Genomic DNA, 12,049 nt, shown 5'->3' with positions numbered 1-12,049 from the left:
GGCGACCGTGGTGGCTTCCGCCGCGACGACCGTCCGTCGGGTGGTTTCCGTTCCGGTGGCGACCGTCCGTCCGGTGGTGGCTTCCGTCGTGACGATCGCCCCTCGGGTGGTTTCAACCGTGACGACCGTGGTGGCGACCGTGGTGGCTTCCGCCGCGACGACCGTCCGTCGGGTGGTTTCCGTTCCGGTGGCGACCGTCCGTCCGGTGGTGGCTTCCGTCGTGACGACCGCCCCTCCGGTGGCTTCAACCGTGACGACCGCCCCTCCGGCGGCTTCCGCTCCGGCGGCGCCGGCGAGCGCCCGTACGGCCGCCGCGACGACAACCGTCCGTCCGGCTCCGGTTCCACCGGTTCCTTCGGTGGCCGTCGTGACGACAAGCCGCGCTGGAAGCGCAACGGCTAAGGCCTGAGCCTCATCTGACGCCGACTCGGCCCCCACAGCACTCCGGTGCGGTGGGGGCCGAGCCCGTTTCCGGCCTCTCTCACCCCGCGCACGACGGTTGGCGGAAAACCGCCTGGGCCACACCCGGCGATACCCGATCGGCCAAGAGCCCCTCTCCGGCTATGCTCTGGGGTGAGCACGTGGAGGGCCATTAGCTCAATTGGCAGAGCAGCGGACTTTTAATCCGTTGGTTGTCGGTTCGAGTCCGACATGGCCTACACCTTGCGGGCGGGGGGACCACTCCTCCGACCTGTGCTTCAGCGCCCCATCCGGGCTTCCCGGGTGGGGCGCTTTGCTGTGCCCGGCGGCGTCCGGGGCGGGTGGCGGATCCATTCTTGGGGCTCTGACCTGCGGTTATGCGGGTCTGAGGGGGTGTGGGGAGGGTAATTGGCGGGAGGCGTCCCCCGAATGACGTAGAGTTGGGTTTACCGACGCGGGGTGGAGCAGCTCGGTAGCTCGCTGGGCTCATAACCCAGAGGTCGCAGGTTCAAATCCTGTCCCCGCTACTCAGTACGAAGGCCCGGTTCCCTTGTGGAACCGGGCCTTCGTCGTTCCGTCACCCGATCGGCCCGGCCCGGTCGCCGTACGGGGGCCCGTGCCGCCAGCCTTGAGGGGGCGGAGGCGGGACCGGGCGGCAGGAGAGCAGCGTGGCGGGGCTGGGCCGGCAGGGCGGCGACGCGGGCGACATCGCGGAGACGGGCGACGGTGCGGTCCGGCGCGTGGTCCGGATGCTCCCGGTGCTGCTGATCCTCCTCGGCCTCGTCTTCGACGTGATGACCCCGCCCAGCTTCACGGGCTCCCCCTTCTTCTCCGCCGCCCCGCTGGTCGCGGCCCCCCTCTTCACCTTCCGGGCGACCGCCCTGACCGGGATCGCCGCCTCCGCGGCCGTCGTGGCCCTGCACTTCTACAACGGCACCAGCTGGAAGGTGGAGGCGCTGACCGAGCTGGTGACGGTGCTGACCGTCTCCGGGCTGGCGCTGCTCATCAACCAGGTCGTGCGGCGCAGCGGTGAGCGGCTCGCCTCGGCGCGCGGGATCGCCGAAGCCGCCCAGCGGGCCGTGCTGCCGACCCCGGCCGAGCGGATCGCGGGGCTGCACGTCTCCGCGCGGTACGAGGCCGCGCAGGCCGACGCGTTCATCGGCGGGGACCTCTACGCCGTCCAGGACACCCCGTACGGGGTGCGGCTCGCGGTGGGCGACGTACGGGGCAAGGGGCTCGGGGCCGTGGAAGCGGTGGCGGTGGTGCTGGGGGCCTTCAGGGAGGCGGCGGAGACCGAGCCCACCCTGGAGGCGCTCGCGCAGCGGCTGGAGCGGGCGCTGGCCCGTGAGGGCGTACGGAGGGACAGCCTGGACGCCGTCGAGGGGTTCACCACCTGCGTGCTCGGGGAGGTCCCGGCCGGGGCCGGGGTGCTCCGGCTGCTCAACCGCGGCCACCCCGAGCCGCTGCTGCTCCACGCGGACGGAGGTCTGGCGGTGCTCGCCCCGGCCGAGTCGGCGCTGCCGCTGGGGCTGGGGGAGCTGTCGGCCGGGATGCCCGACCGGGTCGGCGAGTGGCCCTTCCCGGAGGGCAGCACCCTGCTGCTGTTCACCGACGGGCTGTCCGAAGCCCGGGACGCGTCGGGGGCCTTCTACGATCCGGCGGCCCGGCTGCGGGGGCGGGTCTTCCCGGGGCCGGGCGAGGTGCTGGAAGCGCTCAGCAGCGACGTACGCCGGCACACGGGCGGTGGGATGACCGACGACATGGCGCTGCTGGCGCTGGGGCGGCCGGGGGAGGGGGAGCCGGAGCGGAGGCGGACGGTCCCGGTGGTGGGGCGCGAGGGGGCGTAACGCCCGGATCACGGCGAGATCGTGACGGTGTGTAGTGCGGAGGGCGCTCTGTGCGAGGGGGTTGACGGCTCGTCATCTTGCCATCGTGGCTGAAGTGGTGGGGGTGGCGGTGGTTGTTTGGGCTGGTGTGGGTTTTTGTGAGGGGAATGTCCAGGCCAGAGCTCTGCGGGGCGTGGCCGATTGGTGTTAACGATCAGTCGCAACAGCTTGGAATCACTCCACCGTGTCTATAACCTTTCGATAACGCAGCGCGGTCGTCCCAGCCGTCGCAAGAGACGGCACCCGTGCGCGTTCTCGCTCATGAGGAGTGTGCCCCGGTGGCCTCCAACTCGCCTGCCCCTGAAGGCACCGACGTCCAGGAGACGCCCACCGCCGGTGCCTGGGGCGAGTGGAACCCCACGGAGGACTCCGCCCGTCCGGTCCGCGGCAAGCACCGCGTCCTCAAGCCGCGCGGCGGACTCGCCCGCAGCTCGACCGTGCTCGGTGTCGGCGTGATCGCGGCGGTCGGGGCGGGCGGCATCGCCACCGCGCAGGACCGGCCCCAGGTCGCGATATCCATGCCGTCGCTGCCGGACCTCCCCGACCTGCCCGATCTGCTGGACGGGGGCGGCCACGCCTCCGACACCGCCGAGGGCGACACGGCCGCCGCCCGCACCGCCGGGATCCCGCGCCAGGCCGACGGCGCGGCCCAGGGGCAGGCCGACGCGGGCGAGGCGCTGCGCCACCGCATCCTCCAGCAGGCCGAGTCGCAGCAGGAGGCCGTCGACGCCCAGGCCCGCGCGGACGCCGAGCGGGCCGCGCGCGAGACCGCCGCCCAGGAGGCCCGCAGCCAGAAGGAAGCCGCCGACAAGGAGGCCGAGACGGCCCGCGCGGCCGCCGAGAAGGCCGCTGCCGAGAAGGCCGCGGCGGACAAGGCGGCCGCCGGGCAGGCCGCGGCGGCCGAGTCGGGTGCCGAGTCGGGCGCCGAGGCCGGTGGCGGGGCGGGCAGCGGTGGCGGTTCGGGTGCGAAGTCCTCGGGCGGGTACTCCCTTCCGACCTCCGCCTACACCCTCACCTCGCACTACGGCGACTCCGGCTCCATGTGGTCCTCCGGCTACCACACGGGCCTCGACTTCGCGGCCCCGACCGGCACCCCGGTCAAGGCCGTGGGCGGCGGGAAGGTCATCTCGGCCGGCTGGTCCGGCGCGTACGGCTACCGGATCGTGCTCCAGCTCGATGACGGTACGGAGGTCTGGTACTGCCACCTCTCCTCGATGTCGGTGACCTCCGGTTCGGTCGGGGCGGGCGAGACCATCGGCCGGGTCGGCGCGACCGGCAACGTCACCGGAGCCCACCTGCACCTGGAAGTGCGCAAGGGCGGCTCGACGGTGGACCCGCTGGCGTGGCTCAACTCCAAGGGGCTCAGCGTCTAGCGTCCGGAGGACGACAGGGCCTTCCCGCGGGGCGGCGGTACGGCCGACGCCCGGGACGGCTGTGGTGTGCGGGGCGGCTGCGGTGTGCGGGGGCTCGGCAGCGGGTCGAACCAGGGCGGCAGCAGCTCCTCCAGGACCGCCGCGCGGGCCAGGGCGGGCGCGGCCGTCGCGCGGCGCAGCCAGAGCCGGTGCAGCAACTCCCTTTCCCGCTCGGCGAAGTCCCGGTCGTGGCCGGGGCCCGTGTGGCGGGCGTGGCGGCGCAGCAGGGCGAGGGTGGCGGCGTCCGCCGCGTAGCGGGACACCGCGCGGGCGGCGGGGCGGCCTCCGGTGCGGCGGGCCAGGGCGCGCGCCAGTGAGCGGGCCGGCATCGAAGCCAGGGCCGGTACCTCCGCCGGGCCGAGCCAGCCCGCGCGGGCGTATACCGACAGCTCGGCGGCGACGGCCCGCAGCCGGTGGCGCCGTATCCGCACGGCCAGCCCCAGCAGCAGCGCGAACACCGGGACCATCACGCAGCCGTAGACCGTGTAGAAACCGTACTCACCGAAGTGTGAGGAGCCGTTCCACAGCGCGTGCAGGCCCATGGCGAGGGCCAGGCCCAGCAAGGGCGGCCCGACGGTGCGCGCACGGCCGGCGCCGACGGCGGCCGCGCCGAAGCCGAGGCCCGTGAGCACGGTGAAGAGCGGGTGCGCGAACGGCGACAGCACCGCCCGTACGAAGAAGGTCGCCGCCGTCACGGAGTCCAGCACGCCGGTGCCCTTGGCGAGGTCCTCCTCGAAGGCGTTGCCCAGGTAGAGGACGTTCTCGGTGAAGGCGAAGCCGGTGGCGGTGAACCCGGCGATCACGAACCCGTCGGCGGGGCCGGTGAGCCGTCGTCTTCGGAAGACGAACACGAGGAGCAGCGCGGCGGCCTTGGCGCTCTCCTCCACGACGGGGGCGATCGCCACCGAGCCGAGCCGGTCGGCGTCGAAGGGGTCGGTGGTGGCCGCGGCTATCCACTCGGTCGCGAAGCTGTTGGCCAGTATCGCGATCAGCGCCGCGGTGCAGGCCCCCCAGCCGAAGCAGAACATCAACTGCCGCCAGGGGCCCGGCGCGGCCCGGCCCAGCCACCGGAAGGCCGCCATCAGCGGCGGTACCGGCAGCAGGGCCAGGCCGATGCCCACGAAGAAGCCGGCCGTACCGGTCTGCTCCCGCACGAGCTCCAGGATGCTCACCCCGGTCGCGGTGAGCAGGGTGACGGGCACGCACACGCGGACCGGGCCCGGTGTGCGTGCGAGCACACGGGAGAGCGCTCGGAGCACATGATGACCCTACCGAGCCGGTCGGACACTCGGAGTGACGTTTGTCAGTTCTTGGGCCGGGCGCGGGTGAAGAGGAGGTCGTGGACGACGTGGCCCTTGTCGAGTCCCTGGCCCTCGAAGCGGGTGAGGGGGCGGAAGTCGGGGCGGGGCGCGTAGCCGCCGTCGGCCTGCGTGTTCTCGAACTCCGGGTGCGCGGTGAGCACTTCGAGCATCTGCTCCGCGTACGGCTCCCAGTCCGTCGCGCAGTGCAGCACGGCACCGGGCGCGAGGCGGGTGGCCGCCAGGTCCAGGAACTCGGGCTGGATCAGCCGCCGCTTGTGGTGGCGGGCCTTGGGCCAGGGGTCCGGGAAGTACACGCGCAGGCCGGCGAGGGAGTCGGGCGGCAGCATCTCGCGGAGCAGGATGATGGCGTCGCCGTTGGCCACACGGACGTTGGTCATGCCGCCGCGCTCGGCGAGGGCGAGGAGGTTGCCCTGGCCGGGGGTGTGCACGTCGGCGGCGAGGATGCCGGTGGCGGGGTCGGCGGCGGCCATCTGGGCGGTGGCCTCGCCCATGCCGAAGCCGATCTCCAGGACCACGGGCAGGCCGTCGAAGAGCCGGTGCAGGTCGATGACCTCGTGGCCGTCGATGTCGAGGCCCCAGGTGCCCCAGAGGCGCTTGAGCGCCTCGCCCTGGCCGGTGGTCACCCGGCTGCGGCGCGGCTGGAAGCTGCGGATCCGCCGCTCGTGGTGCGACCCGGCGGGGTCGGGCGCGGGGCCGTCGGGGAAACGGGGCTCGGTACGCCACTTGGGGGGCACGTACGCGGTCGCCTCCGGCGCGGTGTCCGGGAGGCTGGGCTGGGGATTCGGGGACTCAGACACAATGCGCCGATTCTACGACGGGGGGCCTGCCGGACTCGGCCTCGTCGGCGTGCGAGGCGCGGGGGCGGGGGTCTAGCGGGCGGCCGGGGCGCCGCGGGTCAGGCGGGGGAGGGAGGCGTCGAGGGCGGGGACGGCGCGGCGGCGGGGCGTGGAGGTGCCGGTCCAGCAGGTGCCGCGGCGGGCCAGCAGGCGGCGGAGCCACAGTTCCATCGAGACGAGCTCCGCCAGTCCGTCGAGCGGTACGGGCCGGCCGTCGGCGGCGTCGGTCAGGGCCTGGCGGACGAGCCGGGTGTCGATCAGCCCGGCGTCCGCCAGCAGCGGGGCGGTGAACAGCGCGAGCAGCCCCGGCAGGGCGGCGCGCAGCCCGAGGCGGGTGGCGGTCTCGTTCGGGGTGTGGGCGGTGGCGCCCCAGCCGGGCGGGAGTTCGCGCACCCCGGCGGAGGCCAGCACGCTGCGCAGGATCGCGGCGCGGGCCCCGGGCTGCACCCGCAGGGACTCCGGCAAGCCCCGCGCGGCCCGTACGACCTGGTTGTCGAGGAACGGGGCGTGCAGCCGCTGGCTGCGGACCTCCACGGCCTGCTCGAAGACCCGGTGGCCGGCCGCGTGGCGGGCCAGCGCCGCACGGGCGCGGGCCTCGCCGGGGCGCAGCGAGAGCGGGGGCCGTCCGGCGGCGGCCCGGAGGCGGATCGATACTTCCGCCAGGGCCTCGCCGGTCAGCCAGCCCGCGGCGGGTCCCGGCCGGGACCAGGTCAGGGCCGCCAGCGAGGCGTCGACCGGGCCCGTCGCGGTGGCGGTGACCCCGCCCTCGCGCAGCCGGGCCGCCGCCGCCTCGATGCCCGCACGGTACGGCGTACGGGCGAGGCGGCGGGCCGCCGAGTAGACGGTGAGCGGCACCAGCAGGGACTCCCCCGAGGCGGACGCGGCGCGGGCGAGGGCGGCGACCGGCCGCAGCAGGTGGCGGCGCCTGCGGTCCATCAGGAGGTCGGCCATCCGGGCGGGGTGCGCGTCGAGGACCTGGCGGGCCCCGTGCCCGGTGAAGTGGTCCGCCGAGCCCGCCGCCAGCCGGCGCCGCTCGCGGGCGGCGAAGACCAGGGAGGGGCCGGGTTCGTCGGTGAGCGGGCCGTCGAGGTCCGCGTACGGGAGGGCCTCCTCGGCGGCGGCCACGACGACGTGGTGCAGCCGGGGGTCGGCGGCGATGGCGTGGGCGCGCTCGAGTTCGGCCTCGCGGCCCTGCGGGGTGGCGAGGTCGTTGAAGGTGACGGCGAGCAGCCGGGAGCCGGTGCCGGGCAGGGTGCCGGGAGAGCCCGGGAGCCCGGCGGCGAGGAGGGCCAGCGTCGCGGAGGCGCTGCCGCCCGAGAGGTCGGCCCCCACCCCCGGCGCGGGGGCACCCCGGGCGGCGCGCCGGTCGGCGGGGCCCATTCCCGGCACCGGCCCGGGGTCGGGCACCAGTGCGTCGGGAGCATGCCGGGGCGCCGTGAGCCGGGCGCGCACCGCATCGACCAACGCTTCCCGTACGCCCTCCACCGCACGCTCCGGATCCGCCTCGGGCGCGGCCACGGCGAGGGAGGCCACCTGCTCGTACCCGGTGATCTCCCGGGAGCCCTCGCGCAGGATCAGCGTGTGCCCGGGCGGGATCCGCCGCACGCCGACGTACGGTGTGCCGTCGCCCAGCGCCTCCGGGCTGTCGGGGCAGGCCAGCAGGGCCGCGAGGTGGCCGACGTCGAGCTGCGCCTCGATGAGGTCGGCCAGCGGGAGGGCGGCGGTGGCGTACGCGGTCCCGCCCGCCCAGGGCGTGTAGAAGACGGGCCGGGCCCCCGCGAGGTCGCCGAGGACGGTGATGCGGCGGCCCGCCTGGACGACGGCGGTGTAGCTGCCGGACCACTCGGTGAGGTGGCGCAGGGCCCCGCCGCGGGCGGCGTACAGGGCGCGGCGCAGTTCGGCGTCGGTGGCGCCGCAGCAGCCGAGGACGGCGAGGCGGGTGAAGGGGTCCGAGGGGTCGGCGGTGACGGTGCGGATCTCGTCCGGGCGCCAGTCGCCGACGGCCCACAGGGGGTCGGGGTCGCCCCACAGGAGCTGGGCGCCGACGGGGTGGACGGTGCGTTCCGCGTCCTGGGCGGCCGGGTCGTCGGCGTACGCGGCGTCGGCGAGGCCGCCGCGCGGCGGGTCCGCGTAGGGGGGCCGGCCGTAGGGGCCGTGGGCGGGGTCCACGTAGCCGGCCGGGCCGGGGCCCGGTCCGCCGGGGCCTGCTGGGCCGGGGCCTGCTGGGCCGGGGCCTGCTGGGCCGGGGCCCGGTGTGCCGCGGCCCGGTCCGCCGCGGCCCGGTCCGCCCTGGTCGAAGACCCGCCCGGCCGTGCCGAAGCTCGCGGCGATACTGCTCCACCCGACCAACCAGCGCACCGCCGCCTCCCCCAGCCCGTGGGCAAATGACCGGGGCAACGGACGGCACGGACGACGCGGTCGGCGCTGAGGGCGCGGCCGGCGGGACCCCGGGTGGCTCGGAGTCCATGCTGCCACGAGACGGGCGTGCGAGAGTGGCTTCGGGGGGCGCACATGTAAACGAACACGCCCCGGCCACGCGGTATTTGGCGTTCCGTTCCCACCGCCCCATAGGTCGGTTTCGGCCATTCTTCGGCCGTACTGAGTGCCTGTGCCGGTCCGCGCGCGGGGCGCGGTCCGGGAGGCGGAAACCACCCCCCGGACCGTTCCGCCACCCGCGGGGATTGAGGCAGCGGCATCCCCCGGCCCACCGGTTCCACGCGGCGGGCCGACCCACGCACCGCACATCGAATCGCCGGGCCCCGGGAGCGGCCAGAGCGCACGGCCGGGCGCACGGCCACACAGGCGGAGCACGGGCTGACACGTGCGCCCCGGGGGTGGGCCCCGCCCGGACTGTGCATACGGACAACAATCCCGCCATACGGAAGGAGGGGCCTTAACGCTTGGGAGGCGGGGAACTACGCTGGGTTTACGAAATGCCGGGCGCCTATGCCCCGGCGGCGTCTGCGTTCCGCGTGTGACGAGGGGTGGCGCATGTCCAGGGAGCTCCGCGAGCCCAATGAGAAGCTCGGCGCCGTCCTCGCCCTCGCGGGCATCAGCAACGCGGGACTGGCCCGGCGGGTCAACGACCTCGGCGCGCAGCGCGGGCTGACGCTTCGGTACGACAAGACGTCGGTCGCGCGGTGGGTGTCGAAGGGGATGGTGCCGCAGGGCGCCGCCCCGCATCTGATCGCGGCCGCGATCGGCGCGAAGCTGGGGCGCCCGGTGCCGCTCCACGAGATCGGCCTGGCGGACGCGGATCCCGCGCCCGAGGTGGGGCTGGCCTTCCCGCGCGACATCGGCGCGGCCGTCCGTTCGGCCACGGACCTCTACCGGCTCGACCTCGCGGGGCGCAGGGGCGGTGGCGGGATCTGGCAGTCGCTCGCCGGGTCCTTCTCGGTGTCGGCGTACGCGACTCCCGCGTCGCGCTGGCTGATATCTCCGGCCGACAGCTCGGTGGCGCGCGAACCGGGTCCCGTACGCGAATCGGCGGCGCCTTCCGCGCCTTCGGCGTCTGCCGTGCCCGCCGCGGCCGTCAAACCCGCGTCGTCCGCGTCGTCCGCGTCGTCCGCTCCGTCCACGCCGTCCGCCCTGCCCCGGCAGGTGTCCGTGACGCTCGGGCGGCCCGGGCGGACCGCCCCGCCCCGGCAGGCGTCCGAAACCCCCGCGCAGGGCCTTGTGCCCGTCCAGCCCGGACCCGAAACCGGGCAGCCGGCCGCGCCCGCGGCCCCCGCCGCGCCCGCGCCCCTGTCGGACGCCTCCCCGCAGCGCGTGGGCCACAGCGACGTGACGAAGCTGCGCGAGGCCGCCGAGGACGCCCGCCGCTGGGACTCCAAGTACGGCGGCGGCGACTGGCGTTCCTCGATGGTGCCCGAGTGCCTGCGCGTCGACGCGGCACCGCTGCTGCTCGGCTCGTACACCGACGAGGTGGGCCGCGCCCTCTTCGGCGCGACCGCCGAACTGACCAGGCTGGCCGGCTGGATGGCCTTCGACACCGGCCAGCAGGAGGCGGCCCAGCGCTACTACATCCAGGCGCTGCGGCTGGCCCGCGCGGCCGCCGACGTACCGCTCGGCGGCTACGTCCTGGCCTCGATGTCCCTCCAGGCGACCTACCGCGACTTCCCGGACGAGGGCGTGGACCTCGCGCAGGCCGCCGTCGAACGCAACCGCGGCCTCGCCACCGCCCGCACCATGAGCTTCTTCCGCCTCGTCGAGGCCCGGGCCCACGCCAAGGCCGGCGATTCGGCGGCCGCCGGGGCCGCGCTGCGGGCCGCCGAGGGCTGGCTGGAGCGCTCCCGCGAGGGCGACGCGGATCCGACCTGGCTGGGTTTCTACTCGTACGACCGTTTCGCGGCGGATGCGGCGGAATGCTACCGGGACCTGAAACTCCCGCGCCAGGTCCGGCGGTTCACCGAGCAGGCCCTCTCCCGCCCCACCGAGGAATACGTACGGTCGCACGGGCTGCGCCTGGTGGTGAGCGCGGTCGCCGAGCTGGAGTCCGGCAACCTCGACGCGGCCTGCGCCGCCGGCACCCGGGCCGTGGAGGTCGCGGGCCGGATCTCCTCCGCGCGGACGAACGAGTACGTACGGGACCTGCTCCACCGGCTGGAACCGTACGGGGACGAACCGCGCGTCGCGGAGCTGCGCGAGCGGGCCCGGCCGCTGCTGGTGACACCCGCGTAGCCGCATTGTCGGTGGCGGGGTGCAGTATGCAGGGGTGGGAGGTGTCAGCGTGGGCGGCGGCGTGGACTGCGATGTGCTGGTGATCGGTGGGGGGATCGTCGGCCTGTCGACGGCTCATGCCCTGTCGCGCCTCGCCCCGGGGACGCGGGTGACCGTACTGGAGAAGGAGGCCGGGCCCGCCCGGCACCAGACGGGCCGCAACAGCGGGGTGATCCACAGCGGCATCTACTACCGCCCGGGATCGCTGAAGGCACGGTTCGCGGTGCGCGGGGCCGCCGAGATGGTGAAGTTCTGCGCCGAGCACGGCATCGCGCACGAGGTGACGGGCAAGCTGATCGTCGCCACCGAGCGCGCCGAGCTGCCCCGCCTGCACTCGCTGGTCCAGCGCGGCCGGGAGAACGGCATCCCGGTGCGCGAGCTCGGCCCGGCCCAGATCGCGGAGTACGAGCCGGAGATCCGGGGCCTCGCCGCGATCCATGTCGGCACGACCGGCATCGTCGACTACGGGCAGGTCGCCGCGCAGCTGGCGGAGTCCTCCGGCGCGGAGATCGTCTACGGGGCCGAGGTCGACCTGATCTCGCGGCGCCCGTCAGCGGTTGCGGTGCGCACCACGTCCGGGCTGGTGGTCCGGGCGAAGGTGCTGGTGAACTGCGCGGGCCTGCAGTGCGACCGGATCGCCCGCCTCGCCGGTGACGACCCGGGCATGCGGATCATCCCGTTCCGGGGCGAGTACCACGACCTGGCCCGCCCGGAGCTGGTCCGGGGGCTGGTCTACCCGGTGCCCGACCCGGCGTTCCCCTTCCTCGGCGTCCACCTCACCCGGGGCATCGGCGGCGGGGTCCACGTCGGCCCGAACGCCGTGCCCGCGCTGGCCCGCGAGGGCTACGACTGGGCCACCGTCCGGCCCCGCGACCTCGCCACCGAAGCGGCCTGGCCGGGATCCTGGCGGATGGCCGCCCGGCACTGGCGGTACGGAGCGGGGGAGATCCACCGCTCGCTGTCGAAGCAGGCCTTCACGGAGGCCGTACGCCGCCTCCTGCCGGCCGTCACCGCCGCGGACCTGACCCCGGCGGCGGCCGGAGTCCGGGCCCAGGCCGTCCTGCGCGACGGCACCCTCGTGGACGACTTCCTCATCCGCGAGGCCCCGCGCACGGTGCACGTCCTCAACGCCCCCTCCCCGGCGGCCACGGCCTCCCTCCCCATCGGCCGAGAAATCGCCACCCGAACCCTCCACACCCTCCGCACTCCCTGACCCGGCGGGCGGGGCCCGAACCCCCTCGCCCGGGCCGGCGCCGCGCAGGGCAACCCAGCCCCGCCGGGCAATCCCGGCGCCGAGCGGCAAAGATCAGCCCTGCCGGGCAATCCCGGCGCCGAGCGGCAAAGATCAGCCCTGCCGGGCAATTCCGGTGCCGAGCGGCAAAGATCAGCCTCGCCGGCGTTTGAGGCGCGGGGGTCCGGGGGCCGGCCCCCGGCAACGGCGCCGCGCCTAAGCA

Annotated in this window: 7 protein-coding genes, 2 tRNA genes and 1 pseudogene; 6 read left to right on the top strand and 4 right to left on the bottom strand. The window is 75.2% G+C overall.

Features of this window, described 5'->3' with window-relative positions; genetic code table 11:
* Positions 1–438: pseudogene (locus ACFV0Q_RS29655) on the bottom strand (hypothetical protein); the annotation flags it as partial.
* Positions 439–586: 148 nt separating this feature from the next.
* On the opposite strand from ACFV0Q_RS29655, the gene ACFV0Q_RS29650 reads away from it, so the two are divergent.
* From ACFV0Q_RS29650 to ACFV0Q_RS29635, 4 genes are all read left to right on the top strand, one after another.
* Positions 587–659, top strand: a tRNA-Lys gene (locus ACFV0Q_RS29650).
* A gap of 214 nt (positions 660–873) precedes the next feature.
* A tRNA-Met gene (locus ACFV0Q_RS29645) sits at positions 874–947 on the top strand.
* 141 nt (positions 948–1,088) lie between these two features.
* Positions 1,089–2,267 carry a PP2C family protein-serine/threonine phosphatase gene (locus tag ACFV0Q_RS29640; protein ID WP_385009439.1) on the top strand — a complete coding sequence of 393 codons (1,179 nt, stop codon included), beginning with the start codon at positions 1,089–1,091 and terminating at the stop codon, positions 2,265–2,267.
* Positions 2,268–2,584: 317 nt separating this feature from the next.
* Complete coding sequence (locus tag ACFV0Q_RS29635) at positions 2,585–3,679, top strand: M23 family metallopeptidase (RefSeq protein ID WP_385009438.1); 1,095 nt, start codon at positions 2,585–2,587, stop codon at positions 3,677–3,679.
* On the opposite strand, the gene ACFV0Q_RS29630 is transcribed toward ACFV0Q_RS29635, so the two are convergent.
* From ACFV0Q_RS29630 to ACFV0Q_RS29620, 3 genes are all read right to left on the bottom strand, one after another.
* Positions 3,676–4,956: a PrsW family intramembrane metalloprotease gene (locus ACFV0Q_RS29630; protein WP_385009437.1), complete on the bottom strand. Its 1,281-nt coding sequence runs from the start codon at positions 4,954–4,956 to the stop codon at positions 3,676–3,678. The two genes, ACFV0Q_RS29635 and ACFV0Q_RS29630, sit on opposite strands and share 4 nt — an antisense overlap.
* A gap of 65 nt (positions 4,957–5,021) precedes the next feature.
* On the bottom strand, positions 5,022–5,837 hold the full coding sequence (gene trmB, locus ACFV0Q_RS29625; RefSeq protein WP_385009436.1) for a tRNA (guanosine(46)-N7)-methyltransferase TrmB: 816 nt from the start codon (positions 5,835–5,837) through the stop codon (positions 5,022–5,024).
* 72 nt (positions 5,838–5,909) lie between these two features.
* On the bottom strand, positions 5,910–8,234 hold the full coding sequence (locus tag ACFV0Q_RS29620) for an asparagine synthase-related protein (RefSeq protein WP_385009435.1): 2,325 nt from the start codon (positions 8,232–8,234) through the stop codon (positions 5,910–5,912).
* A 633-nt stretch (positions 8,235–8,867) separates the two neighbouring features.
* On the opposite strand from ACFV0Q_RS29620, the gene ACFV0Q_RS29615 reads away from it, so the two are divergent.
* On the top strand, positions 8,868–10,556 hold the full coding sequence (locus tag ACFV0Q_RS29615; RefSeq protein ID WP_385009434.1) for a sporulation protein: 1,689 nt from the start codon (positions 8,868–8,870) through the stop codon (positions 10,554–10,556).
* A gap of 19 nt (positions 10,557–10,575) precedes the next feature.
* Complete coding sequence (lhgO, locus tag ACFV0Q_RS29610; protein WP_385009433.1) at positions 10,576–11,808, top strand: L-2-hydroxyglutarate oxidase; 1,233 nt, start codon at positions 10,576–10,578, stop codon at positions 11,806–11,808.
* Positions 11,809–12,049 lie beyond the last annotated feature (241 nt).

This window comes from Streptomyces sp. NPDC059564 (assembly GCF_042735575.1).
Taxonomy (GTDB): Bacteria; Actinomycetota; Actinomycetes; order Streptomycetales; family Streptomycetaceae; genus Streptomyces.
Note: the sequence above shows the minus strand (reverse complement) of the source record. Positions and strands in the feature narration are given on the sequence as shown.

What these genes read in the sequence shown, in the direction of transcription:
- ACFV0Q_RS29615 (WP_385009434.1), top strand. Translation starts at nt 8,868, where the DNA reads ATGTCCAGGGAGCTCCGCGAGCCCAATGAGAAGCTCGGCGCCGTCCTC.